General features: G+C 53.5%; 23 protein-coding genes. 9 read left to right on the top strand and 14 right to left on the bottom strand.

Features of this window, described 5'->3' with window-relative positions; genetic code table 11:
• Positions 1–118: 118 nt before the first annotated feature.
• From GRX76_RS06390 to GRX76_RS06400, 3 genes are all read left to right on the top strand, one after another.
• Positions 119–877 (top strand): helix-turn-helix transcriptional regulator, encoded by a 759-nt coding sequence (locus tag GRX76_RS06390; protein WP_160152544.1) that lies wholly within the window; start codon positions 119–121, stop codon positions 875–877.
• 267 nt (positions 878–1,144) lie between these two features.
• Positions 1,145–1,585, top strand: a complete 441-nt coding sequence (locus tag GRX76_RS06395; protein ID WP_160152545.1) for an OsmC family protein — start codon at positions 1,145–1,147, stop codon at positions 1,583–1,585.
• Positions 1,586–1,804: 219 nt separating this feature from the next.
• Positions 1,805–3,331, top strand: coding sequence for a M20 family peptidase (locus GRX76_RS06400; RefSeq protein WP_160152546.1), 1,527 nt, complete (start codon positions 1,805–1,807; stop codon positions 3,329–3,331).
• Positions 3,332–3,339: 8 nt separating this feature from the next.
• Here GRX76_RS06400 and GRX76_RS06405 read toward each other — a convergent pair whose 3' ends face one another.
• Positions 3,340–4,080 carry a hypothetical protein gene (locus GRX76_RS06405; RefSeq protein WP_160152547.1) on the bottom strand — a complete coding sequence of 247 codons (741 nt, stop codon included), beginning with the start codon at positions 4,078–4,080 and terminating at the stop codon, positions 3,340–3,342.
• Positions 4,081–4,410: 330 nt separating this feature from the next.
• Here GRX76_RS06405 and GRX76_RS06410 point away from each other — a divergent pair, with 330 nt between their 5' ends.
• A complete protein-coding gene (locus GRX76_RS06410; protein ID WP_160152548.1) occupies positions 4,411–5,103 on the top strand; it encodes a transcriptional regulator in 693 nt (230 codons plus the stop codon).
• A gap of 27 nt (positions 5,104–5,130) precedes the next feature.
• Here GRX76_RS06410 and GRX76_RS06415 read toward each other — a convergent pair whose 3' ends face one another.
• Positions 5,131–7,116, bottom strand: coding sequence for a DUF3604 domain-containing protein (locus GRX76_RS06415; protein ID WP_160152549.1), 1,986 nt, complete (start codon positions 7,114–7,116; stop codon positions 5,131–5,133).
• A 304-nt stretch (positions 7,117–7,420) separates the two neighbouring features.
• Here GRX76_RS06415 and GRX76_RS06420 point away from each other — a divergent pair, with 304 nt between their 5' ends.
• On the top strand, positions 7,421–8,947 hold the full coding sequence (locus tag GRX76_RS06420) for a M20 family peptidase (RefSeq protein WP_160152550.1): 1,527 nt from the start codon (positions 7,421–7,423) through the stop codon (positions 8,945–8,947).
• 66 nt (positions 8,948–9,013) lie between these two features.
• Here the strand turns inward: GRX76_RS06420 and GRX76_RS06425 are convergent, their stop codons facing one another.
• Positions 9,014–9,754 carry a hypothetical protein gene (locus tag GRX76_RS06425; protein WP_160152551.1) on the bottom strand — a complete coding sequence of 247 codons (741 nt, stop codon included), beginning with the start codon at positions 9,752–9,754 and terminating at the stop codon, positions 9,014–9,016.
• 430 nt (positions 9,755–10,184) lie between these two features.
• Between GRX76_RS06425 and GRX76_RS06430 the strand changes: the two genes are divergently transcribed.
• On the top strand, positions 10,185–10,502 hold the full coding sequence (locus GRX76_RS06430) for a multidrug efflux SMR transporter (protein ID WP_160152552.1): 318 nt from the start codon (positions 10,185–10,187) through the stop codon (positions 10,500–10,502).
• A 177-nt stretch (positions 10,503–10,679) separates the two neighbouring features.
• Here GRX76_RS06430 and rnr read toward each other — a convergent pair whose 3' ends face one another.
• Both rnr and GRX76_RS06440 read right to left on the bottom strand, forming a co-directional pair.
• Complete coding sequence (rnr, locus tag GRX76_RS06435; RefSeq protein WP_160152553.1) at positions 10,680–12,953, bottom strand: ribonuclease R; 2,274 nt, start codon at positions 12,951–12,953, stop codon at positions 10,680–10,682.
• Positions 12,954–13,225: 272 nt separating this feature from the next.
• Entirely contained in the window at positions 13,226–13,435 is a 210-nt protein-coding gene (locus GRX76_RS06440; protein ID WP_160152554.1) for a cold-shock protein, read from the bottom strand.
• Positions 13,436–14,063: 628 nt separating this feature from the next.
• On the opposite strand from GRX76_RS06440, the gene GRX76_RS06445 reads away from it, so the two are divergent.
• Entirely contained in the window at positions 14,064–14,210 is a 147-nt protein-coding gene (locus tag GRX76_RS06445) for a PCP reductase family protein (RefSeq protein WP_255461862.1), read from the top strand.
• A gap of 75 nt (positions 14,211–14,285) precedes the next feature.
• Positions 14,286–15,329: an NADP-dependent oxidoreductase gene (locus GRX76_RS06450; RefSeq protein ID WP_160152556.1), complete on the top strand. Its 1,044-nt coding sequence runs from the start codon at positions 14,286–14,288 to the stop codon at positions 15,327–15,329.
• Between the two features lie 233 nt (positions 15,330–15,562).
• Here GRX76_RS06450 and GRX76_RS06455 read toward each other — a convergent pair whose 3' ends face one another.
• From GRX76_RS06455 to GRX76_RS06495, 9 genes are all read right to left on the bottom strand, one after another.
• Positions 15,563–16,726 (bottom strand): NADH-dependent flavin oxidoreductase, encoded by a 1,164-nt coding sequence (locus GRX76_RS06455; protein ID WP_160152557.1) that lies wholly within the window; start codon positions 16,724–16,726, stop codon positions 15,563–15,565.
• Positions 16,727–16,828: 102 nt separating this feature from the next.
• Positions 16,829–17,746 (bottom strand): alpha/beta hydrolase, encoded by a 918-nt coding sequence (locus GRX76_RS06460; protein WP_160152558.1) that lies wholly within the window; start codon positions 17,744–17,746, stop codon positions 16,829–16,831.
• 270 nt (positions 17,747–18,016) lie between these two features.
• Positions 18,017–18,676 carry a flavodoxin gene (locus tag GRX76_RS06465; RefSeq protein WP_201276929.1) on the bottom strand — a complete coding sequence of 220 codons (660 nt, stop codon included), beginning with the start codon at positions 18,674–18,676 and terminating at the stop codon, positions 18,017–18,019.
• Between the two features lie 61 nt (positions 18,677–18,737).
• Positions 18,738–19,568 (bottom strand): SDR family NAD(P)-dependent oxidoreductase, encoded by an 831-nt coding sequence (locus tag GRX76_RS06470; protein ID WP_160152559.1) that lies wholly within the window; start codon positions 19,566–19,568, stop codon positions 18,738–18,740.
• Between the two features lie 57 nt (positions 19,569–19,625).
• Positions 19,626–19,814: a hypothetical protein gene (locus GRX76_RS06475; RefSeq protein WP_160152560.1), complete on the bottom strand. Its 189-nt coding sequence runs from the start codon at positions 19,812–19,814 to the stop codon at positions 19,626–19,628.
• Between the two features lie 86 nt (positions 19,815–19,900).
• A complete protein-coding gene (locus GRX76_RS06480) occupies positions 19,901–20,800 on the bottom strand; it encodes an MBL fold metallo-hydrolase (RefSeq protein WP_160152561.1) in 900 nt (299 codons plus the stop codon).
• A gap of 74 nt (positions 20,801–20,874) precedes the next feature.
• Complete coding sequence (locus GRX76_RS06485; protein WP_236250579.1) at positions 20,875–21,606, bottom strand: SDR family oxidoreductase; 732 nt, start codon at positions 21,604–21,606, stop codon at positions 20,875–20,877.
• Positions 21,607–21,639: 33 nt separating this feature from the next.
• On the bottom strand, positions 21,640–22,575 hold the full coding sequence (locus GRX76_RS06490; RefSeq protein ID WP_160152563.1) for an alpha/beta hydrolase: 936 nt from the start codon (positions 22,573–22,575) through the stop codon (positions 21,640–21,642).
• 70 nt (positions 22,576–22,645) lie between these two features.
• Positions 22,646–23,563, bottom strand: a complete 918-nt coding sequence (locus GRX76_RS06495) for an alpha/beta hydrolase (protein ID WP_160152564.1) — start codon at positions 23,561–23,563, stop codon at positions 22,646–22,648.
• 139 nt (positions 23,564–23,702) lie between these two features.
• On the opposite strand from GRX76_RS06495, the gene GRX76_RS06500 reads away from it, so the two are divergent.
• Positions 23,703–24,626, top strand: a complete 924-nt coding sequence (locus GRX76_RS06500) for a LysR family transcriptional regulator (protein ID WP_160152565.1) — start codon at positions 23,703–23,705, stop codon at positions 24,624–24,626.
• The last annotated feature ends 115 nt before the right edge of the window (positions 24,627–24,741 follow it).

Raw genomic sequence — 24,741 nt, forward strand, 5'->3', positions numbered from 1 at the left:
ACCTGAATCCGATAAAGTCGCGTGAACCGGACCAAAAAGTGTCATCTGGTGATACCTTGGTGGTTCCGCAGGACAGGGTTTGAGGACAGGGTTTGAGGGCAGGATTGGAGGGCGGGGAATGAGCCAGGTACAGGCACTGATGAAGACGCTGAAGCGCGAGCTGAAGGCGAGGGGAGTCACTTACACGGAGATTGCCCGGCAGCTGGATCTGTCGGAAAGCAGTATCAAGCGGATGTTTACCGGCAGCACCTTATCCGTTGCGCGGCTCGAATCCCTGTGCCACATCGCCGGGCTGGATTTTTCCGAGCTGGTGCGCAAGGCCGCAGAAGCAAGGCGTGGCATCGCCACCCTGAGCGAAGAGCAGGAGCGAGAAATTGCTGTGGATCCACGCCTATTGCTGATGGCGGTGTGTGTACTCAACCACTGGACCATCGAGCAGATTCTGGAAACCTACGAACTCAGCGAAGCCGAAAGCGTTCAATTGCTGGCGCGCCTCGACCGGCTGAAACTGATCGAACTCCTGCCGCTCAACCGCTACCGATTGATCGTGGCAAAAGAATTTCGCTGGCTCCCCAACGGTCCGATCCAGCAGCTGTTCCAGAAAGAAATACAGCCGGAGTTCCTCGGCTCCAGCTTCTCCAGCCCTGGTGAAAAGCTGGTGTTCCGCACCGGCATGCTATCGCGGGTGGCCAATGCCGAGCTGATGAAAAAAATGGACCGGCTGCTGCAACAGTTTGATGAACTGCACGACGCAGACAGCGCGCTGGCGCTGGACGAGCGCTATGGTTCCAGCCTGTTGGTGGCGTTACGCCCCTGGGAGCTGCAGTATTTCAGTCGCCTGCGCCGCGGCAACAGGGAAAAGGTTTTTCCCAAGTGAAGCCTGCGAAGTAACCGGTTCAATACTTCACGAGTTCGACTTCACTTGGCCGCCACTGCTTGGTGAAGAGGGGCTCCAGCGCGCTGTACAGGCGCAAGATGGGGAAGAAGCTTTTCCCTGGATGGTCTGGATCCTGTTGCCGCGCGGATAGCGCTGGTACGTATCACGTACCACTATTTCGGTGAAACTTGTATTAGATATGTATTGCACAGCCTTTCAGGCTCCGTCGACGGAAACACCTGATCAACCAAAAAAGGGAAGACGAAAATGGAAGATGCCAAGTCAACTACTGTCACGGTAGAAGAAAATGGTGACGGAAAGTTCGTGCAGACGATGACGTCAGGTATGCATAAATTACTGGCAGATGAGCCGGAAGATGTCGGGGGAAGTGATCTCGGGCCGGGGCCTTACGAGTATGTTCTGATGGGGCTTGGGGCCTGTACCAGTATGACCATCCGCATGTACGCGGATCATAAAAAGATACCCCTGGCTCGGGTGCGGGTGATTCTTTCTCACCAGAAAATCCATGCGCAAGACTGTGCGGATTGCGAATCCAGCAATGGAAAAATTGATGAAATAGTACGAGAAGTAATCCTCGAGGGGGAGCTTACAGAAGAACAGCGTCATCGGTTGCTGGAAATCGCCAATCGCTGCCCTGTGCATCGTACGTTGACATCAGAGATCAAGGTTCGCACTCGGCTGGCCTGAAACAAGGTTCCAATTAACGAACTTCCTTTATTCCTTCAATAACTCTGGGGCTGCATAGATGTGTGCGACGTGCCCAGTTTTTATTTGAGATCATCGATAAGAATTGACGGTTCCTTGTAGCCATCAAAAAAGCGCACCTGATTTTTGGCGTCGCAATACGCGCCCTTTGATTAGCTTTCACTAGATTCAATAGATCATCTGAATAGGGGAGGTCAGGAAATGAAGGCGCTGAAATGGCACAGGTTGGAATGTATCTCCGCTGCGCTGTTGAGTATTGGTCTCGTAACAGCAAGTTTTGCAGACGATGAATTTACCTCCATGCAGATGCGCGGCGTGGAACCCGTGGAGGTCAAGTTTGATGTAGAGGCAGCGGCCAAGCGATTGTCCAGGGCGGTGCAGTTCCCGACGATCTCGAACCAGGACCGCAGCGACTTTGACGTAGAAGCCTTCGAGGGGTACCACCAGTTCCTGGAGGAAGCCTATCCCAACGTTCACAAGACCCTGAAAAGGGAGAAACTCGGCAAGCCCCGCCCTTTTAGCCTGCTGTACACCTGGGAAGGTAGTGACCCGTCATTGCCGCCGGTGGTATTCATGGCGCATCAGGACGTGGTGCCCATTGCCGAGGAATCCCGTGACCAGTGGAAGCAGGAGCCGTTTTCCGGCGCCATCGCGGACGGCTATATCTGGGGCCGTGGCGTACTGGACGACAAGAACCAGATTCACGCGATCCTCGAAGCGGCAGAAATGAAAATCAAGGAGGGTTTCCAGCCGAGCCGCACCATCTACTTCGTTTTTGGGCACGACGAGGAAGTCGGCGGCCCGGAAGGCGCGAAGCACATCGTCGATGTACTCGAAAACAGAGGTGTAAAAGAAATCGCCTTTGTCATCGACGAGTCGGCGCCGCTAATACCGGGTGTATTTCCGGGTATCAAGGAGAACTCGGCACTGATCGGTATCGCCCAAAAAGGTTATCTGAGCCTGGAACTTTCGATTAACGGCGAAGGCGGCCACTCATCCCAACCGCCGGAGCAGTCCAATATTGGTATTCTGGCGGCGGCAATCACAAAACTCGAAAAAGCGCAGTTCCCGTACAAGATCAATCAGGCAGTACGCTACCAGTATCGGTTTATGGGGCCGGAATTACCACAAGACAAGCAGCCTATGTATGAAGCGGTAGCATTTGGGAATGATGGTGAAACCAGCGAGCTGGAAAAGAAGTTTATTGACGAAATGGCCGCACAACAGGTCACGCGAGCCATGCTGCATACCACCATCGCTGTCACCATGTTCAATGCCGGGATCAAGGATAACGTATTGCCGCCATCGGCAACGGCAGTCGTCAACTTCAGGGTCGCCCCGGGGGACAGCAAAGAAAGTGTGATCGCCCATGTGAAACAAGCGATTGATGATGATCGTATCGAGATTAAGGATATCTCTGCATCAACGCCTCCCACCAATATCGCGGACCCGCATGGCGATGGCTATAAGATGTTGGAAAAAACGATTCGTCAGACCTGGGGCAATGACCTGATTGTGTCGCCCTTCTTTGTGATCGGTGGTTCTGATTCAAAGCATTTCCAGGCGCGGCCTTTCGCCCCCAATGTATACACGATTACCGGGATACAACTGGAGTCGATGGCGGAATTTGCCGGCTTCCATGGGGTGAATGAGCGTATTCTGGTGGATGAATATGGCCGCGCTATTGCTTTCTTTTATCAGCTGCTTAATAACTTGGAAAGTCTTTGAGTTTTTTCTTACTTAAGGACAAGAATTTTCAGAAGTAATATAAATGCCGTCGTGATAATGACAGATGCCAGGAAGTAAAGAATGTGCGCATCCTTGCTTGAAGGTATTTCTTCCCGTGTTGCGGTAATGATTATCCCTCCTGCCACAAACATGGTTGATAGTTTAACTATTCCGGTAAGCTGTTCTGTAGAAATTGCTGTAACCCATCCTAGCAGCAGGCATAGGCAGAAAAACCACCTGAGGAATATCGGATACCTTCGAGGATAGCGCTTCCATAAATGGTAGTTAATCCCGACAAAGTGCATTGCAAGAGCGGCGACAAGCCCAAAGTAGCCAGTAACAATTTCGCTAGGCCAATCGCCTAAAGAGAAACCTATCTGCGCATAATAAACGCCGAAGACAGCGAATATTAGGATTTCGCCAAAAGAGACTCTGCGCTGATTTATGTTGATGTCTTCAAAGAATCCCTTATTTATAATTAATAGAAAAATGATGAAGCCAGCGAGAGCGCCCAAATATGCATGAAGCTCAACGGGTAAAATTGACGTGCTATCTTCGCTCACTTTCAGTGATGCTTGGACCTCCGCCAATTTTGGGAGGAGGCCGAGAAAAACGTAGGTGATTCCTATTCCTGCGGAGACGCTCAATATAGGAGGATGCGTGTCTCGTTTAAAGGTAGACCAATGTGGCAGTGATATTGCGATCACACACAGTACGGCTATTGCGAGAAAGGATATGTATTCGTTCATGAAAGACGTCGGGTTGCTGCCGTCTCTTTTGACGGGTATTCACTTTCCACACTGAGCCGGTCAAACCCGCTATCCTGGATTTCCTGCGTGATGACGTTTAGTGAAGCCCTTCGTAGCATGAAATTCACTGTCAGAGATGAATTATGTTTCACTGGGCGCTCCGCGCGATCGGACATTTTTGACCATCCCATACCTAACTGTAGTTGAGAGGTAGAATGGCCAGCGTAAATGGGAACTTGCCAGTCAGTAGCTGTGTTCCATAACTTCCCCCTTGGTGATCAGCTCGCAAGCCGGATCCAGCAAGAAGCGCAGTAGTGGGGAGTCACTTACGTGGAGATTGCCCGGCAACTGGATCTGTCAGAAAGCAGCATCAAGCGGATGTTCACCGGCGGCACCTTATCCGTTGCGCGGCTCGAATCCCTGTGCCACATCGCCGGGCTGGATTTTTCCGAGCTGGTGCGCAAGGCCACAGAAGCAAGGCGCGGCATCGCCACCCTGAGCGAAGAGCAGGAGCGGGAAATTGCTGTGGATCCGCGCCTGTTGCTGATGGCGGTGTGTGTACTCAACCACTGGACCATCGAGCAGATCCTGGAAACCTACGAACTCAGCGAAGCCGAAAGCATTCAATTGTTGGCGCGCCTCGACCGGCTGAAACTCATCGAACTCCTGCCGCTCAACCGCTACCGATTGATCGTGGCAAAAGAATTTCGCTGGCTCCCCAACGGTCCAATCCAGCAGCTGTTCCAGAAAGAAATACAGCCGGAGTTCCTCGGTTCCAGCTTCTCCGGCCCTGGTGAAAAACTGGTTTTTCGCACCGGCATGTTATCGCGGGCGGCAAACGGCGAATTGATGAAAAAAATGGACCGGCTGCTGCAACAGTTTGACGAACTGCACGACGCAGACAGCGCGCTGGCGCTGGACGAGCGCTACGGTTCCAGCCTGTTGGTGGCGTTACGCCCCTGGGAGCTGCAGTATTTCAGTCGCCTGCGACGCGGCAATCGGGAAAAGGTTTTTCCCGAATAATGCCGATGCCGCCGGTAAAGTGTTTATTTACTGCGTTTGCGCGTCCGGGGTATACCAGATTGGCGATGTCCACGCGCGTTCCTGAATGCTCACCGGCAGGTCGTCCGGCCGCTTGAGATTGTTTCTCACCGCATCGTAGGTGGACCAGCGCGGCGTGGGGATTTGCAGAACACGCGCGTAGTACATGGCCGGTTGTGATGGATCGAATTCGGGATCGGTCCAGGTCGCCATTAGTTGGTTGTCACCGATGGTGTTTTGATAGGTGGCATCCTTCTCATTGACGGTGTCCCCCACCGGTGGGATTTTTCCGTCGGGACCGGGTTTGCGATCGTCGGAGAGGGCGACGTCGTAAATTTTGGACTGCTGCTCACCATCCTTATCGATCCAGCCCTTGATGATCTGGATGCGGTCGAGGTTGGCGCCGTCCGCTTCCTTTAGGGCCTGCACGATGAAGGTCGGTGCCTTGCCACCTCCCGCTGGTGGTACGGGCAGGTCGCCACCCATCGGAACACCTTTCGCATAGGCCTGCTTCACGCCGTCTTCCGAACCCAGCGAGACCCCGGACAGTTCGAAGCCACCGAAGAAGCGCACCATTGGCCGCGGCCCCGACGTGGCATAGGTCTCCTTGCGCTTGATCGCCTCAAAAATCCCATCGCGGGTATTGGACTCTGCCCATACCGCGGCCACGCCACCGGAACTGAAATGGCGCACCTGCTTGGCTCCTTTTTCATCCACGCCGGGCGGTCCTTCCAGCCGGTGTTTGGGGTCTATTTCGAAGCCAAACTTACCTGTGTAGTTGTCTTCCTCGATCGCGGACACGCCATTGTGGGTATCGGAATCGCCGATAAAACCGTACTTGAACGGGTTACCTTTGCCCTCACTCTGGAGCTTGAGACCGCGAATCAGCGCCTCGCGCACATAGCCACCTTTCTTGTGTTCCGGAGGCGTAGCGGTGGGAGCGAGGGTGTAATCCCAGAGTTCGAAGTTGCCAAACTCGTCGTTGGGGAAGAGTGCAGGATAGGTTTCCGAGGTGCCCTTGATCTGGGTGATTTCATACACCGGCTCGTTGCGCATGCGCGCCGCGGCGTATTCCTTATCGAGGGCACTACCGCCAAAGGATTTATCCACAGGAAACATGATTCCGTCGCTGGCATTACCGTTGTGCGGAACGGCGAGGAGGTCGTTGCCACTGTCCCGCTGCGAATCCATCCAGCGCCACAGGTCTTCCGGCTTGCTGGAGTCGAGTGCAGAGAAAGGTGCATCCGGCACCTTGGCGCTGTCGCGAAAAATCACTACCCGATGAATATTTCGCCAGTCCGGTGCGGAAGTCCATTCGTAGCCTGGCATGGTAGTGAATTTGCCCGGCTCGTAATACTTGTCGGCAATTGCAACCACTTCAGACCAAAGGGTTCTGGCGAGTTCTTTACTGCCGAGGATCGGATCTACTTTTGGCGGATTGGAGTACATGCCGTCACTGATCGTGCCATAGGCATCGAAGGATTTTTTCGGGTCGTCACCGGTGATATCCGCGGCCAGGGGATGTTTGCTGATGGGGCTTTGTTGGTCTTCCATAAGCGGGAGCGCACCGAGGTATTCCGCGTGGTCGGAAACGATATACCAGTCCAGCGGCCGTTCTATTTTCAATGGTTTCCCAACGTCACCACCGCCGGGAATCTCTTCGCCCATGGCCCAGCGGTAGGCGTCTTCGGGGTTTACCCAGGCGGCGTTAATGTAAGCATCGAAGGACCAGCGGGTATGCACATGCAAGTTGCCGAAATACACGTCCCGATTTGGGTTTGATTTCACATTGGTGTCGGTTGCGGTGTCGGCTGCGGTATCGGTTGCGTCAGATGATTCGGCACTTGAGGTACTTGCTGCCTCGCTTTCGGTACTGGGCTCTGTTACTGCGGCGGCCGGCTTCTCGTTGGCATCTTGTGCCGCCTCGCGGTCGTGATCCACGCCGCAAGCCGCTAGCAGTGCGACAACCAACAGGGAATAGTGGCGGATATGCATGGGCTACTCACTTCCTTGCTCAAGGAAAAAACGGGATGCGGGTAGCTTAGTAATAGTTGAATGTCGACGTGTTGACGGACGCTGTGCGCCGATTTGGCGCCTTTTATAGGTGAAGTCAGCCGGAAATTTGAAACTGTCGAAAATACGCCAGTAAAACCAGTGTGGAATTCTTCTATTTGTTTCCGGATTGAAAGCCTAGGTATTCATCGGTTAGCGCTATTTCCATTAATTTTTTACGTCGTAATGAACCATTACCCGCTGTTCACCACTAAATTAAACTAGTAAAAAATTATGAGGTGGAATAATGGAGGCGCACAAATATTACTTTTCGAGGTTTCTCTGCGTCGTATTTTTGAGTGCGGTACTTTCAGAGGTAAGTTATGCCAGCCAAGATTTTTCTTCCATGCAGATGAAAAATATAGAGCCGGTAGAAGTTCATATTGATGTAGACGCAGCAGCAAAGCGACTGTCAAAGGCCGTGCAGTTTTCAACAATCTCAAATCAGGATAGGGGGGACTTTGATGTAAAGGCTTTCGAGGGGTACCACAAGTTCCTGGAAGAAGCCTATCCAAACGTTCACAAGACCCTGAAAAGGGAGAAACTCGGCAAGCCCCGCCCTTATAGCCTGCTGTACACCTGGGAAGGCAAGGACCCGTCATTGCCGCCGGTGGTATTCATGGCGCATCAGGACGTGGTGCCCATTGCCGAGGAATCCCGTGACCAGTGGAAGCAGGAACCATTTTCCGGTGCAATCGTGGATGGCTATATTTGGGGACGCGGCGTGCTGGATGACAAGAACCAGATCCACGCGATCCTGGAAGCCGCGGAAATGAAGATCAAGGAGGGGTTCCAGCCGAATCGCACCATCTACTTTGTGTTCGGTCACGACGAGGAAGTCGGTGGCCCGGAAGGCGTCAAGCATATCGTCGATGTGCTGGAAGGCCGCGGTATCAAAGAAATCGCCTTTGTTATCGATGAGTCGGCGCCGTTAATACCGGGCGTGTTTCCCGGTATTAAGGAAAATTCCGCTCTTATCGGTATCGCGCAAAAGGGCTACATGAGTCTGCAGCTTTCAGTTAACGGTGAGGGCGGACATTCTTCCCAGCCTCCTGAGTATTCCAATATTGGCATATTGGCGGCGGCGATCACTAAGCTCGAAAACGCCCAGTTCCCCTACAAGATTAACCGGGCGGTGCGCTACCAGTACCGCTTTATGGGCCCGGAGCTGCCGAAAGAAGATCAGCCGATGTATGAAGCGGTGGCGTTCGGCAATGACAGTAAAACCACCGAGTTGGAAAAGAAGTTTATCGACGAGATGGCCGCTCAGCAGGTAACGCGCGCCATGCTGCATACCACCATTGCGGTCACCATGTTTAACGCCGGGATCAAGGATAATGTGCTGCCGCCATCGGCAACTGCGGTAGTCAATTTCAGAATCGCCCCGGGAGATAACAAAGAAAGCGTTATCGCCCATGTCAAACAGGCGATTGATGATGATCGCATCCAAATCAAGGATATCTCCGCCTCGACACCGCCGACTAATATTGCGGACCCTTATGGCAGCGGTTACAAGATGTTGGAGAAAACAATTCGCCAAACCTGGGGGAACGACCTGATTGTCTCGCCATTCTTAGTGATCGGCGGCTCCGATTCAAAGCATTTTCAGGCGCGTCCCTTCGCTCCCAATGTGTACACGATTACCGGTATTCAACTCGAGTCGATGGCGGAATTTGCCGGCTTTCACGGGGTGAATGAAAGAATCAGAGTGGATGAGTATGGGAAATCCATAGGATTCTTTTATCAGCTGATGAGCAACCTGGAGGATCTTTGATTCTCTCGTTCTTTGTTTAAAAAATACCTAATTGCTCAGTCGATGGACGCTTTCAGTAATTGTTCTCTATTTAAGAAGGGAGATTTTTGTAAACAATATGAACGCCGTGGTGGCTAAAATAGACGCTAGGAAATAGGGGGTGTTCGCGTCCTGGTGTGAAGGTATTTCCTCGCGTATTGCGGTGATGATTATCCCACCTGCCACAAACATGGTTGATATTTTCACTATTCCGGTAAGTTGTTCGGTAGAGACTGATACTACCCATCCTAGTAGCAGACAGGTGCAAAAAAACCACCTAAAGAATATCGGGTACCTGCGTGGGTAACGTTTCCATAAATGGTAGTTAATGCCTACGAAATGCATCGAGAGAGCCGTTACAAGCCCAAAGTAGGCCGTAATGATTTCACTGGGCCAGTCACCCAGTGAAAATCCAATCTGTGCATAATAAATGCCGAAAACGCCGAATATTAAGAATTCACCAAATGAAGTCCTGCGTCTACTTGCATTGGAATCTTCGAAGATTCCCTTGTTTGCTATCAATAGAAAAATAACGAATACAGCAAGAGCGGCCAAATATGCATGAAGTTCTACCGGCAGAATGGATGTTTTGTCTTCACTCACTTTTAGTGACGCTTGCACCTCTGCCAACTTTGGAAGTAGAGCGAGAAAAACATAGGTAACCCCTATTCCTGCGGAGACGCTCAATATTGGAGGGTGGGAATTTCGTTGAAAGGTAGACCAATGTGGCAGTGATGCCACGATCACACACAGTGCCAAAACCGCGAGAAAGGATATGAATTCGTTCATGAAAGGCGTCGGGTTGTAGCCGTCTCCTCTGGCGAGTAGCCACGCTCAAATCTCAGTTTGCCAGTCCGGGCATCTATGGCTTCCTGCGCCTCGGCATGCAGTGAGGCGCATAGCAGGATGAGATTCACTGTCAGAACAGCGTTAAGTTTCACAGTATGCTCCGCGCGAGTGGAAGTTATTGGGCTATCCCATACCTAACTGTAGCCGAGTGGTGGATAGGGCGGGGGGCGTGGACTTCTCAGTCAGTCACTACATGTGTCGCTTTTGGTGGCTCTGCAATGAAAGGATTCGCACATGTGGGTACAGGCGGGCTGCAACTTGCGTGAATAATTATGGTGAGTTATTGTGCCGCCTACTGAAGGAGGACGACCTCCCCCATTGCGGGTATTGATCCCAGGACGACCTGGCCCTGTTTGAAGCGGAGCAGTCAATGTCCTGGCTTTACCTTCTCGTCGCCGGAGCCCTGGAAGTTGTGTGGGCTTTTTCCATGAAGCAGTCCCATGGCTTCACCAAGCTAACACCTTCCCTCATCACCCTGGTCACAATGCTCGGCAGCTTCTGGTTGTTGGCCATCGCCATGCGGACTATTCCACTTGGTACTGCCTACACCATCTGGACCGGTATTGGCGCGATCGGGGCGTTTCTTGTCGGGATTATTGTTTTTGCCGAACCAGTGAATGCAATGAGAATCACGGCCGCAGTCCTGATTGTTACGGGATTGGTGCTGATGAAACTTTCCAGTGCCTGAAATGACCGGTCTTCTCATAGAGATCCAACGCCAATCGTCGGCTCGGCAGTTTCGTAACCGTTATACATAGCCCGAATTTCTTTGTGTATGGCATACAAAAAAGGCCCGCTACCTTGTGGTAACGGGCCTTTTTAATTTTAGGCAATAGAGGGTGCTGGCATTGTTTTTACCGGAGTTTTAATGAGCCAGCGTAAATTCGATCTTGCGCCTTTCCATATCGACGCCCGCTACGCGCACCTTGATGGCATCGCCGATGGCGAAGCTGGTATTGCCACGCTCGCCGGTAAGCCGTTGTGTGGCGGCGTCGAAGTTGTAGTAGTCATTTTTTAGCGCGGATATATGTATCAGGCCTTCAACCTGAATATCTTCAATCTCAACAAAAAGACCAAAGTGCGTGACGCTGCCCACCAGCCCGTGAAAAGTCTTGCCGACAAAGTCCTGCATATACTCGCACTTCAGCCACGCTTCCACGTCCCAGCTGGCTTTGTCCGCGCGGCGCGATGCGTTGGAGCAATGTACCGCGAGCGTCTGCATGGCCGGCTTGTCGTAGGGGTAACTTTTCCCGGGGGAGAGGGGTTCGGCGCTCTCGAAGCGCTGCACCGGTGCGCTGCCCGCGCCGAACACAAATTTAAGCGCGCGACGGAATGGGTTGCGCTGCTTTTCCTGGCGGATCACCGAGCGAATGGCTCTGTGTACCAGCAGGTCCGGGTAGCGACGGATGGGCGAGGTAAAATGCGCATAGGCGGAATAAGCGAGACCAAAATGGCCACGATTTTCCGGGCTGTACTCCGCCTGGCTCAGTGACCGCAGCATCATGGTGCGGATGGTCTGGGCATCGGTGCGCTGCCCAATACTGCTCAGTAGCCGGTCGTAATGTGCGGGCGAGGGCTTGTTGCCGCCGGCCAGCTTGAGTCCCCGTTCATTCAGGAATACGCGCAGGCTGGTGAGCTTTTTATCCCTGGGGCCATCGTGCACCCGGTAGAGCGCCGGCATTTTCTGTTTCTTGAGGAAGTCTGCGGTCGCCACGTTGGCACTCAGCATAAACTCCTCAATCATCTTGTGGGCATCGTTGCGAATGACCGGGACTATACGTTCGATCTTGCGGTCTTCGGTGAAGTGGAATTTTACTTCCGGCTTTTCAAAGTCCATGGCCCCGCGTTTTGTGCGCGCCTTTTTCAATACCGAATACAGCTGGTGCAACGCCTGGATGTGCGCATCTGTGCCGTTGAGGTGGCGGACAGCCTGCCGCCCGGATCGCGAATCCGGCGAGGTGATGAACGCGTTCACCTGGTTATAGGTGAGCCGGGCATGGGAGTGGATCACCCCTTCAGAAAAGGTGTAACCAGTCATTTCACCGGACTTGCTAATGGTCATCTCACAGACCATAACCAATCGGTCTACCTTGGGATTGAGCGAGCACAAACCATTGGACAGCGATTCCGGCAGCATCGGCACAACGCGGCCGGGAAAGTACACGGACGTCGCGCGCGTTTGCGCTTCCTGGTCGAGCGCACTGCCCGGCGACACGTAGTGGGACACATCGGCAATCGCCACGAACAGTCGCCAGCCGCCGGATGCGTCTTTTTTGCAGTACACGGCGTCATCGAAATCTTGGGCATCTTCACCATCGATGGTCACAAACGGCAGTGCTCGCAAATCGGCGCGGTGCAGTTTGTCTGCCTCGGGTACCTGGCTGCCCAGCCGCTTCGCCTGGTGCAGTGCATCCTTTGGCCAGCTGTGCGGGATACTGTGGCTGCGAATCGCCACATCGATCTCCATGCCGGGCCCCATGGAATCGCCGAGCAATTCAGTCACGCGGCCGAAGGCGTTGTAGCGGCGGTTGGGGAATTCGGTGATCTCGACAAACACATACTGCCCGGGCTGTGCGCCCATCAGTTCGTCACGGTCGAGGTCAATTTCATGGGTAATGCGGCTGTTTTCCGGCTTGAGGAAGTAGTGATCCTCCTCAAACTGTAACCGACCCACCAGGTGTGTGGTGTTGCGTTCCAGCACACTAACAATAACGCCGGTTTTACGGCCGCGGCGGTCTGTGCCGCTGATGCGGGCCTGCACGCGGTCGCCGTCGAAGACGCTCAGCATTTCGTTATCGGATAAAAACAGGTATTCGTCGGCGTCATCACTGGTAAGAAAGCCGAAGCCATCCGGGTGGCCGATGACTCGGCCGCTTACCAGATCTTCCGGTTTCACCAGGCTGTAACCTTTACCGTGATCGAAAAGAATTTGCCCGTCGCGCTCCATGGCGCGCAAACGGCGGCGCAGAGCTTCTTTCTGCTCATCGCCAGAGAGATGCAGGACTTTTGCCAGTTGCTCCCGATCGAGATTTTTCTTGTTCTTTTCCAGCAAGCTCATGATGTACTCGCGTGCGGGAATGGGATTACTGTATTTCTCAGCGTCCAGTGGATTAAACGTAGCTATTGGGGATTTGCTCATGATTTCCTCTTGGGAAAACCGCCAATAAGATTGCGCTTGGTAAAAACTGGAGTGGTGTGTCAGGACAGATCAGGTGTTACTCGGCAAGATATGCAGGCGGATATGACTCAACAGTGTTGAGGGACGTTGCGGTAGGGCATGCACACCAGATTTAGTGTGGACGCCCGACTTTCAGATTGCGCGACCCAAGGGGGTGGCGCAACCAGAGTGGCACTGACGGCCACTCAGCAGCAAACCAGAGTCTGGTTCACTACAGGTGTGAGCGTATTCGCTCAGAGGCAAACGATTTTTTCAGCTTGCGGACCCTTCGGGCCTTGCGCTACGGAGAACTCAACAGCCTGGCCTTCGGCCAGGGTTTTGAAACCTGAGCTTACGATTTCACTGAAATGTGCGAAAACGTCAGGACCAGATTTCTGTTCAATAAAGCCAAAGCCTTTGGATTCGTTAAACCACTTAACAACGCCGGTAGTTGTGTTAGACATGATAATTTCCTGTAAACAAATAGGGGTACGCCTTCATGAGGCATGAATAGCAAAAAAAAGACTGGAATTTAGATGCTACAGGACGAAGAACAACGACTACGACGAAACTGAGGATTTAAACAAGAGACTTACTTTTTAACTAGGGCCACTGTATGCCCCCCTGTGGGCTAAGTCAAAGCATTTCTTATCAGTGGATCCTACGGGGGCTGGAAAGGGGGACGTGTAGTGGTCAACTCTTTTGGGCACCGAACTCTGAGCATTCCAATATTTCTCTTCTGCCCCATTTGGTGGCATCCCATACCTAACTGTAGTTGAGAGGTAGAATGGCCGGCGCAAATGGGAACTTGCCAGTCAGTAGCTGTGTTCCATAACTTCCCCCTTGGTGATCAGCTCGCAAGCCGGATCCAGCAAGAAGCGCAGTAGTATTGAGTCCACATTATTTTCGATACTTAGGGGAATCACCCACATTTTTGACAAACAACAAGGTAAAGCTGGCCACTCAATGGCTTGATAGGTGAAATCGCGCCCGTCCTTCCAGGTGGAGCAGACTGGCTCGGTGATCAATTTAACCTGACTATTTACCTGTTAAGTGAGCTGAGCGCTGAGTGAGTCTGAGATCAAGTGGAATTTGACCGCGGAACTGTCGATGGATTTTGTGCCCATATTCGTACGCGGTACCGTTAAGAAGAAGGTGGAAGCTGCGGCACGCGAGCGAGGAATCACAGAAATTGCCGTAGACTTTATCGAGGAAGTCCGGAAGGAAAAAGATCGCTAGATCGGTTATCAACCCGCTCATGACCCCCGTGCCACAGTGCATCGGGGTTCATCGGAGCAGAACGATGGTGCCTATATGAATCAACGCCGCGATATTAACCGCCAGGTTACCTTGGCATCTCGCCCTCATGGCGCGCCTACATCAGATGATTTCAAACTTGTTGAATCCGCGGTGCCAACCCCGGATGAAGGCGAAATCCTGCTCAGAACCATCTACTTGTCACTCGATCCGTACATGCGTGGGCGTATGAGCGACGCGAAATCATACGCAGAACCCGTAGCCATTGGCGGGGTGATGGTTGGTGGCAGTATTTGCTGCGTTGAAGAATCAAAGAACGCAGACTTCGAAAAAGGCGACCTGGTGGTGGCATTTGGCGGCTGGCAAGACTACAGCCTGTCGAATGGCGAAGGTGTGATCAAACTCGATAAAGCAATGCCAAACCCATCCTATGGCCTGGGTGTATTGGGTATGCCGGGGCTAACCGCATACATGGGGCTGATGGACATTGGTGATCCCAAAGCCGGTGAAACCCTAGTGGTGGCAGCCGCGACAGGCGCTGTGGGCAGCCTGGTTGGCCAAATTGGCAAAATCCAGGGCTGTAAAGTGATTGGTATAGCGGGCAGTCAGGAAAAATGCGACTACGCGGTGAATGCGCTTGGTTTCGATGAATGCCTTAATCACCATGCCGATGACCTGGATCAGCAACTTGCTAAAGCATGTCCGAAAGGGATTGATATTTACTACGAAAACGTCGGCGGCAAGGTGTTTGATGCGGTATTGCCATTATTAAACCCGAAAGCGCGCATTCCGCTGTGCGGTTTGATAGCTCAATACAATGCAACGGATTTACCGGCAGGCCCAGATCGCATGCCATTGTTAATGAGTAACCTGCTGGTCAAACGGATTAAAATGCAGGGCTTCATCGTCTTTGATGACTATGGCCATCGCTATGATGAGTTTCAACAAGCCATGGTGTCTTGGTTGATGTCGGGTCAGATCAAATATAAAGAGGACAAAGTCACGGGCCTTGAAAACGCGGTATCGGCCTTTATCGGCTTATTGCAAGGTGAGAACTTTGGGAAGCTTGTGGTGCAAGTTGGCCCTGAACAGTTAAGTTGAGAGCGTTAGATTAACGGCGGAAGTCAACATACGTCCGCGGGCATTATCGGCGGGTACTTTGGGCGTGTTGTGCTGCTTGGTGTTACATCTAGTGTTACAAAACAAGGCGCCTTTCCCCATCCAGAGGAGGGCGCCAGTGTCCGCTGCAGGTTGTGCAAAATCCATGCTGCCTTCTTTACTTCCACGGCAACTCGAACAGGCACGCTCCACCATCCAGTGCTTCAAGAGGCGGGTTAAGCCTCAACGAGATCGTCTTCACGGAATGGAAACCAGCCGTTTCCCCTGGAAGCCTCGATCACACCCCACAACTTGTCAGGGATAACGAATCCGGACACTTTTTCAGGCGCCAACTCCGTATCAATCTCACTGGCCCGCTGACTTTGTGCCAGCTCAACCCAGTCGGGGTTCATCACTAGTCCCTTTCCTACGGCGACCAGTGACAGGCCAAGGTTCAGTGCTTCTTCAGCCTCTGAAGGCGTTCGAACGTTACCTGCTGCGATAACAGGTACGCGGTTGGCCACATGTTCAGTGATCAACTCGGCAGTCAGCTGATCTGCCGTGGCATTGACTGGTGTCGCGTTCAGAATGTCCGCTAACGAAACATGTATGTAATCCACTCCGCTCTCGATCAGGCGATCAATGAGTGCGTAGGAGTCGTCAATCCTCAGTGCGCCTTCCCCGGACTCTTCGGGCGAAATTCGATACCCAAGCAGGAACGGCTGCTCGGCATGCATTTCGATGACCTGCCGTACTTCCTTAACCAAGGCTGAAGGGAAGCGTATGCGATTTTCCAGAGAGCCACCCCACTCATCGGTACGCTGATTGAACATGGGCGAGAAAAAGTTTTGGATCAGGAACCCATGTGCGCCATGTAGCTCAACACCATCAAATCCGGCTTCGATGGCACGTCGAGTGGCTTCACCAAATGCCCGAATTACTTCCAGGATTTCCTCATGAGTCAGTGCGTGGCTCGTAACTTCCCCGCTGTTGAATGGACCTGGTTGCGCCTTCAATGCACTTGCACTCACGATTTTACCGTCGGGTACCAGGTCAGGGACCGCCTTATTACCCGCATGAAATATCTGCAGGATGGCCGGAGCACCGCCGCTCTTTGCGGCTTGGGCGAGACTCCGCAAACTCGGGATGAATCGGTCATCATGTGCCGCAAACTCGTCCGTGAAGCCAATACCGTTTTCCATTACATGGGTACATCCTGTCAGCACCATGCCGACGCCGTTGGCGCGGTGGCGATAGTAGTCAAGCTCCTGATCGGAAACGCTCCCATCAGGGTTGGCGGACCAAGTCGTCATTGGTGCCATCACAATTCGATTGCGTAGGGTTGTGCCATTTTTAAAGGTAAAAGACTCAAATACTGTGTCGGAATGTTTGACTGTCATCTTGAATAACTCCGATGGTGTCGTTTGCCGAAATAAGCGATTCACAAGTGTCTGAAGCGGTTGCCGAATAGGGCGCGGTGAATCCACGCCCACACGCTGCAGCTACAGGTGTTCCTTATAAAATGGAATTAACTTGGCCAGAGCCTGAGACACTGGCTCCGGCTGGTCATACAGGTCGTAGTGGGAGTAACCCTCGATGACCACCAGTTCCTTGACCTTCGACGCAGCGCGCGCGTAAATCTCCAGGCCATCGCGATAGGCACCAAAGCCACCAGGTATGTCGCCGACCACCACCATCATCGGCGTTGTCAGCAGGGTCTCGGCCAGATGGAAGGCATCCCAGGCAGCGGAGGCGGCGCGACGGGAGAACAATGCGCGCGTGCCGGCATTGTCGTTGACACAGTGATTACGGTAGTAGTCGGTGGCACCAAGCACGTCGACGTCGGTAATACCCGCTTCGGCTGCCGCCTCCAGGGAAGGGGGTACGAACAGGTCGACCTTGAGTGCTTCCCCCCTGGCCTCGGCGGTGCGTTGCTTAGCCACCGCTTCCATCTGGCCGATGGGGTCGAAATCACTGAAGCCTTCACGGCATAGGCGGCCGAAATTGACACCGGTAATGCTGACAAGGGCCTTAATGCGGCGCTCGATCATGGTCGCATTGATGGCATAGCCGCCGGCGCCGCAGATCCCCAGCACCCCGATGCGGTCGGCATCCACGTACGGCAGAGTCACCAGATAGTCGGTTACGCGGCTGAAGTCTTCTACGGCCAACGCCGGGTCTTCCGTATAGCGGGGCTCACCGCCGCTCTGCCCTTGTGTGCTGCGGTCGAAAGCAATGACGACAAAACCTTCCTTCGCGAGGGCTTCACCATAAACGTTGCCCGCTGTCTGGTCCTTGCAGCTCCCGATGGGGTGAGCGCTGATAATGGCCGGGTATTGCTTCTGGTCGTCAAAGCCGGGGGGAAAGTAGATGTTGGCTGCGATGTCCCAGTACTGGGTCTTGATCATGACCGTTTGCATAGTCTTCTCCAATTACGGTTTGGGGTGGTCGCTGACGCATTGCCCAGCTGACGTGGGCCTCAACCGGCGACTTGCAGTTGGTGAACGAATAATAGGCATCTGATTGGGGCTGAAAAAGGTGCTAATCGTGAAAATAGTGGTAAGTGAAACTTTACAACCGGGTTGCCTGATGGACCCGTCGCTTCTTCCCTCCCTGGCATGGATCGCCCATATCGCTCACCACCGCAGCCTTGCCAAGGCCGCGGCTTATTTACCCCGACATATGCAACCCTAGGGGCGCTCAATAACCGGCATCCATTGTGTATCGATTGACTCCAACATCTCTTCTGGAGTCTTTTGCTGTGTCATCCTTCCGCGCTTGAACTGAAGATGTGTGAAGGACTTGGCTCCCCGACTCATTACTTTGCTGCGGAAGGATTCAATTCGCTCCTGGCTGAAGTTACTGTTGAACGTATTGAATAAAACCACATGGTTCCCATCAAAACGGTTGCTTTCAATAAACGCCCAAATCGGCGGTGCCGGTGAATAGAGCCAAATCGGTGACCCCAGGTAAACGGTTTCAAAAGACGATAGGTCAACAGTGCGGGGCTGGATATCGGGCAGCGCCTGATGATTGCCTTTTAATGCGTTGGCATCTTTGAGCGCGTTAGCAAGACCTGCCATTCCCAACTCGTATTCCGTGGTCTGCAGTTCCACCAGATGCGCATCGAGCTGTTTAGCCAGGTGACGGGCGGCCAACCCGGTGTTACCCGAACGTGAAAAAAACACGACGGCAACACTCTTGGAGTCCGATGCGGCCGGTATGCCTGGCCCGACAGTTTTCAGATGCCGGGCCTGGTAGTTTTCTATGCGGGTAACGCTGAACAACACACCAACTATGGCAACGACAACCAGTGCCAGAGCTAAAGCAATCCAGTGCAGAAATGACATTGTCTTCACCACCATTTGGAACGCGCGAGATTTGGAACGGGCGAGAGGTCTCGCGGGAGAATTAAAAATCGGTCGTCTTGGTCAAGGACTCGAAGCTGCGTGTTTCTTCAATGCGGGACAGTAATGAGGGCATGACAAAGTCCACCGCATCGTTGCCAATCAGCAGCTGTCTCGGTGGGTTGTCCATGGCGGCTAACTGCATCACAACCTGTGCCAGCTTCGCGGGGTCTCCCTGTTGTTGGCCATCAGCGGATGCCAGCAAGGAACGGGCATTGCCGTATGGCGCATAGTCGGCAATTTGCCTTTCGCCATACTGGGCCGAGTTGTCGCTCAAGAATTCAGTGCGAAAGAACCCCGGCTCTATCGCGGTGACTTTAATACCCAGTGGCGCGACCTCGTCGGCCAGCGCCAGCGTCATGCCTTCCACGGCAAACTTCGATGCGGAGTAGAAGGTGGCATTGGCCACTGCTTTAACCCCCGCGATGGAGGAGGTGTTGATGATGTGCCCACTACCTTGGTCACGCATTACTGGTAGCACGGCACGTAACACGTTGGCCATGCCAAAGACGTTGGTTGAGAATTGCTCCTTAATCTGGGTCGCACTGGCTTCTTCGAAGCGCCCAAGGAGGCAATAACCCGCGTTGTTGACAAGAACGTCGATACGACCAAAGCGCTCCGAGACGGCTTTTACCGCGTCCTTTGCCTGTTGTTCTTCCCGAACATCCAGCGGCAACAGTGCAATACCACTTGGCGGCACTTCACTGAATTCCTCACGAAGTTTTTCCAGATTGCGCCCGGTAGCGGCAACCTTGTCACCACGCAACAACGCAGCTTTTACGATTTCGACACCCATGCCACGCGTGGCACCGGTAACAAACCAAATACGGCTCATTGTGAATCTCCTCTCTTACGATTCGGAATTTCTTGTCGGTTGCCTGTGCGGCGTTGTCTACGCCTGCCCATTAGGCAGCGGCGGTAATTCCCCGGTCACATCAAAATCGATCCAGTCGCCCACCGCTTGCCATGCGTCACGGGTCGCCGCACGCACACCCTCAACCGCTTTGACCGTCTCAAGCCCGACGCGACCGAGAACAATGTGGGGCGGCAACGCTGTTTGCTCGGCTAATACCAAAAGCAATTTGCTACTTTTTGGGAATCGCCAGCCTCGTGGCCAAAGCTCTGGCCAAGCATTGCCATGTAGTGCTTTCCTTTAAATAACTGGTTTCAACGCGATTCTTTGTACGGAAGGAAGACAAAGCCGTCTTCGTCGACCGCGGCCTCTATGCGACCGAAGGAAGGTACGTTGAAATGAATACCTGCCACCAGCGTCGGTGTTCCGGCAAGATCACCTAATAGCTTCCGACGAGTCGCGGTCGACTGATCCTTGTCGTAGTCGGCAACGGTGGCCCAGTGCGGCCGCGCGATCTGACATGGGTGATGTATGGCATCACCGGCAATCACAAAACGTTTACTGTCGGCCTCCACCACTACGGCGACATGTGCACGTGTATGGCCGGGTGTAGGTATAACCGTAATGCCATCCCCCAAATCCGTCGGTGGATCGATAAAATTGGCAAGGCCCGCTTTAGCGATGGGTAAAACGGATTCCTGGAAAGAAACAGACTGCATGCCTCCCTCCTTATCCTGCTTTAGCGCATCGAGCCAGAAGTCGTATTCAGCGCGCGCAAAATGATATTTTGCATTGGGAAAAGTCGGCAGCCAAAGCCCGTCATTCAAGTGCGTATTCCAACCGACATGATCGACATGCAAATGCGTGCAGAGCACGTCTGTCACCTTCTCCCTGTCTATTCCGGCTCGTTCCAGTCGCCCCAGGAAATCAATCTGCAGGGCATTCCACTCTTCGATCTCATCTACCGTCTTGTCATTACCGATACAGGTATCGACAACGAGTATCCGGCCTGCGCGCTTGATGATGAAACTCTGCGAGAGGCCGTTCAGGCGGTAAGCAGCTGTGCGATAGGGTTCGTCGAGCCATGTGATTTGGCGGATCGCTTCCGGGTTATTGTCCGGCAGAAACCAGTCGAAATGATGGCCGATATCCATTTCGATGACCTGGATTAATTCGGCATCACCAATCTTGGTCTTTGCAATTTCAAGTGACATTTAAGGTGCCTCCGTTTTACAAGTGACTGGTTTCTGAACGTGACAATAAAATGGTGGCTTTAACCATTTACTACTTACATGAAGTGCGGCTTGTCACCGTCACTGCCGGGTTTGTTTACTCCCAGGTTCCCGCCCAGGTGCAGATCGGGGGACGTAATGATTTTCCCGATAAGGTCTGCCACACTCTTGCGTGATACCACAGTTCCTTTGAAGGGGTCTGTCTTAGTCGTGATTTCGTAGTCCACCTCATGTTCGTCGGTCAGCCAGGCAGGCCTCAAGATGGTGTAATCCAGGCCTGAACGCTCAATCGCATCTGCGGCCCTACGGTAGGGTTGCAGGTCGTTTCCTATCGTTGCATTGTTCCACTGACCGAATTGGCCCGGCACTTCATCGTAAATACCCAGCGAAAGTACGAACACCAGGCGCTTTACACCCGCGCTCTGCATTGCTTCGATCACACGCGTTGCCTGTATATCCAGGTCCTCGCCAATGAGGTTGGCATATACAATGTCCTGACCAGTCATTGCTGCGCGCAATAACTTACGATCCAGTACGTTGCCAATGACAACCTGTCCATTGGCAGGCTCCCACCCGGTAAGCTTGTTCGGATTGCGCTGTAGCAGCGTCAAAAACACGTCGTTTCGATCGGTTAACGCAGCGATAACCCAGCGGGCGATCTGTCCGTTTGCGCCCAATACGAGTACATTTTTCATAGATTGTTTTGCCACATTCGGGAGAGCCGGCGGTATGTCTGCGCGTGTATCTCCAGTGAGTCTGATGAAGATGCCAGCCATGTCGGCTGGCATTTCTCACTTTTTACTCAAGCCACTCTGCTACCGTTAGAGGTGCCGCTCGAAGAAGGGCAGTATCTCGGCCATAGCCAGTGCCACAGGTTCGGGCTGGTCGTAGAGGTCGTAATGGGAGTAGCCTTCGGCCACGAGGATCTGCTTGTCTTTCGACGCGGCACGTCCGTAGATCTCCCAGCCATCCCGATAGGCACCGAAAGCGCCGGGTTTATCGCCGATGACCACAAGCAGCGGCTGTGTCAGCAGGCTTTCCGCGTTGAGGAATGCATCCCAGCCCATGGCGGCGCTGTTAAACGAAAACAGGCCGCTGGTCGCCCCGTTCGGCTGCTGGCCGCGCGCAGTTTTGTAGTAGTCCGTCGCTTCCAGCACATCCCTGTCGGTGATGCCATTGGCCCGGCCTTCTTCCACCGAAGGTGGCAGATAGTCAATCACGTGGCGTTCTGCACCCTGTGCTTCGGCGGTGCGCTGCTTGCCCATGGCCAGCAGGGCAGACACGGGGTCGAATTCACTAAAGCCTTCGCGAATCAGGCGTCCGAAGTTCACGCCGGTAATGGAGGTCAGTGCCTTGATACGGTGATCAGTAATCGCGGCGTGAATGGTGTATCCGCCTCCGCCGCAAACCCCGATGGCGCCGATACGCTCTGGATCCACATAGGGCAGAGTCACCAGGTAATCGATCGCAAAGCGGATGTCGGATGTGCGAATCGACGGGTCCTCGACAAACCGCGGGGAACCTCCGCTTTCGCCCTGAAAGCTGGCGTCAAAAGCGAGAGTTACATAGCCAGCCTCCGCCAATGCCTTCGCATAGATATTGCCCGAGGTTTGTTCCTTGCAACTTCCGATCGGGTGCGTGCTGACGATGGCCGGGTATTGTTTAGTGTCATCAAACTCTGGCGGCAGGTAGAGGTCAGCTGCCGACTGCCATCCCAGGTTCTGATAATTAACGTTTTGTACGTTTACCTTACTCATTTACATCACCTCGAATTTTGAATCGGGGCACATACAGATTGTGCCCCGACATTAATTGCCTTGAATTCAGTTACTTCAGCGTGCGCGCGAAGAACGGCGTCAGTACGGATACTGCTTCGTCCACATACTCGGGCACGTCGTACAGCGACATGTGGTTCGCGCCTTTCACAACATGCATGGTCTTGTCGCTGCTGGCGGCGCGTGCGATCAGGTCATCACTCATCCATTTGCTACCCGCCTGGTCGCCGGCAACGGTGAGTACCGGTTGTGTCAGGAAGGCTTCGGCCAGGTTGTAGGCGTCATAGGTGATGATCTGGTTCAGGCTGCGAGCGGTCATAAAACCGGGTGCATTGGGGTGCTGGCAACGGTCGGTGTGGTAGTACTCCCATGCCTGACGCAGCTCTTCATTGGGCGCATCCTCCTCCTTCATTGGGGCCAGAGGCAGGGTGCCCAGTTCATCGCTGTTGGCGTCACTGGTGCGCGCTTCGGAGCCCGCCACAACATACGGCAGTGCGTCGGCATCCTTGACGGTGTTCTCCCAGCCGTTGCGGAACATCTGGCCGATGTTTACCGCACTCACGGTGGCCAGGGATTTGATGCGGCGGTCGGTGATCGCGGCATTGGCGGAATAGCCGCCGCCAGCACAGACACCCATGGCGCCGATGCGGTCGTTGTCGACATATGACAATGTGGTCAGGTAGTCGATCACGGCACTGACATCCTCGGTGCGGATGTAGGGGTTCTCCAGCTGACGCGGGGTACCGGTGCTCGCTCCCTGGTAAGAGGCGTCGTAAGCAATCGTGACCAGGCCACTCTCTGCCAGTCGCTCGGCATAGAGGCCTGCGGTCTGTTCCTTCACACCACCACCGGGGTGGGATACCACGACTGCGGCGTACTGCTGGCTTTCATCAAAGTCGGCAGGGAAGTACACGTTGGCGGCGATAGTGACGCCTTGGCCGTTGAGGTTCTTGATGCTGATGCTTTTCATGATGGTGCCCTTCATGTTGGTAGCTTCGGTCTCAGTGTTTTTCTGAGCCGTTGTGCTCAGACAGGGGAAATATTAATGGCGGGCCTTATTTGGAAAAACGTGCTAAAACTTAAATCAGTGTTAAGTGCAGGTTAACAATATGGCCATCGATCCCTCGCTGTACCCATCTCTAGTGTGGTTTGTGCGTATAGCGCATCACAGCAGCATTACTAAGGCCGCGGAGGAGGGGGAGGTATCACGCGCAGCCCTGTCGCAGCACCTGAAATCGCTGGAACAGCAGCTGAATGTGCGCTTGCTGAATCGCAGTACGCGCAGCATGTCGCTAACAGAGGAGGGGCAGCGGCTGTTTGACGTTCTTACCCCGGCCATTGAGTCGGTCGACCGGGCAGTCTCTGAGGTGGGGGAGTCGCAGGCAGAGCCGTCCGGTGTAATACGGATCAATACGTCGAGGGTGGCAGCCAGGTTATTGCTGGAGCCAAAGATGGAAACATTCCTGGCGTGGTACCCCAAACTAAAGTTGGAATTGATCCTGGATGATGGCCTTTCCAATATCATTTCCAGTGGTATGGACGCAGGCATTCGCCTGGGGGAAAGTCTCGCTGAGCATATGGTGGCTGTGCCGATAACACCGCCGATGTCGATGGCGATCGTTGGCTCCCCGGAATATTTCGCCAAGCACGGCACTCCGGAAACGCCGGATGACTTGTTGCAGCACAACTGCCTCGCCTTTCGTTTCACCTCCAGTGGCAACATCGACCGCTGGTCCTTCACATCGCCGGATGCTGATAAACGCACACTGGTGTTCGAGCCGAAGGGCAACGGGGTGTTCAATGATGACGAAAGTATGCTGCGTGCCGCGCTTAATGGTGTGGGGGTCGTGCAGCACTTGGATCTGTGCGTACAGCAGTATTTGGCCGATGGCTCACTTGTGAGGGTGTTGCAGAGCTGGTGTGAGCCTTTTCCGGGATTCTTTTTGTATGTGCCTTCGCGAGCGCAGATGCCGGCGAAGATAAGGGCGTTGATTGATTTTTTGGTTGAGCAGCGGGATGAGTTTGGAAGTTAGTAGCAGATAAAGTAAATAAGAAGGGTGCACGCTGGATGCGCGCCCACTTCGTATTCACTTCTTTTTGGTTTGTCGAAAAAGGCTCTTTTTGCTAATTTTTTTGGTGGCCTGGAAT

This window comes from Microbulbifer sp. ALW1, from assembly GCF_009903625.1.
Lineage (GTDB): Bacteria > Pseudomonadota > Gammaproteobacteria > Pseudomonadales > Cellvibrionaceae > Microbulbifer.

Coding starts and splice junctions, on each gene's coding strand:
- GRX76_RS06485 (WP_236250579.1), bottom strand. CDS start 21,606: ATGCCAGCCGACATGGCTGGCATCTTCATCAGACTCACTGGAGATACA.
- GRX76_RS06440 (WP_160152554.1), bottom strand. CDS start 13,435: ATGTCTAACACAACTACCGGCGTTGTTAAGTGGTTTAACGAATCCAAA.
- GRX76_RS06450 (WP_160152556.1), top strand. CDS start 14,286: ATGAATCAACGCCGCGATATTAACCGCCAGGTTACCTTGGCATCTCGC.
- GRX76_RS06455 (WP_160152557.1), bottom strand. CDS start 16,726: ATGACAGTCAAACATTCCGACACAGTATTTGAGTCTTTTACCTTTAAA.
- GRX76_RS06460 (WP_160152558.1), bottom strand. CDS start 17,746: ATGCAAACGGTCATGATCAAGACCCAGTACTGGGACATCGCAGCCAAC.
- GRX76_RS06390 (WP_160152544.1), top strand. CDS start 119: ATGAGCCAGGTACAGGCACTGATGAAGACGCTGAAGCGCGAGCTGAAG.
- GRX76_RS06415 (WP_160152549.1), bottom strand. CDS start 7,116: ATGCATATCCGCCACTATTCCCTGTTGGTTGTCGCACTGCTAGCGGCT.
- GRX76_RS06420 (WP_160152550.1), top strand. CDS start 7,421: ATGGAGGCGCACAAATATTACTTTTCGAGGTTTCTCTGCGTCGTATTT.
- GRX76_RS06500 (WP_160152565.1), top strand. CDS start 23,703: ATGGCCATCGATCCCTCGCTGTACCCATCTCTAGTGTGGTTTGTGCGT.
- GRX76_RS06405 (WP_160152547.1), bottom strand. CDS start 4,080: ATGAACGAATACATATCCTTTCTCGCAATAGCCGTACTGTGTGTGATC.
- GRX76_RS06430 (WP_160152552.1), top strand. CDS start 10,185: ATGTCCTGGCTTTACCTTCTCGTCGCCGGAGCCCTGGAAGTTGTGTGG.
- GRX76_RS06495 (WP_160152564.1), bottom strand. CDS start 23,563: ATGAAAAGCATCAGCATCAAGAACCTCAACGGCCAAGGCGTCACTATC.
- GRX76_RS06465 (WP_201276929.1), bottom strand. CDS start 18,676: ATGTCATTTCTGCACTGGATTGCTTTAGCTCTGGCACTGGTTGTCGTT.
- GRX76_RS06425 (WP_160152551.1), bottom strand. CDS start 9,754: ATGAACGAATTCATATCCTTTCTCGCGGTTTTGGCACTGTGTGTGATC.
- GRX76_RS06470 (WP_160152559.1), bottom strand. CDS start 19,568: ATGAGCCGTATTTGGTTTGTTACCGGTGCCACGCGTGGCATGGGTGTC.
- rnr (WP_160152553.1), bottom strand. CDS start 12,953: ATGAGCAAATCCCCAATAGCTACGTTTAATCCACTGGACGCTGAGAAA.
- GRX76_RS06480 (WP_160152561.1), bottom strand. CDS start 20,800: ATGTCACTTGAAATTGCAAAGACCAAGATTGGTGATGCCGAATTAATC.
- GRX76_RS06395 (WP_160152545.1), top strand. CDS start 1,145: ATGGAAGATGCCAAGTCAACTACTGTCACGGTAGAAGAAAATGGTGAC.
- GRX76_RS06490 (WP_160152563.1), bottom strand. CDS start 22,575: ATGAGTAAGGTAAACGTACAAAACGTTAATTATCAGAACCTGGGATGG.
- GRX76_RS06400 (WP_160152546.1), top strand. CDS start 1,805: ATGAAGGCGCTGAAATGGCACAGGTTGGAATGTATCTCCGCTGCGCTG.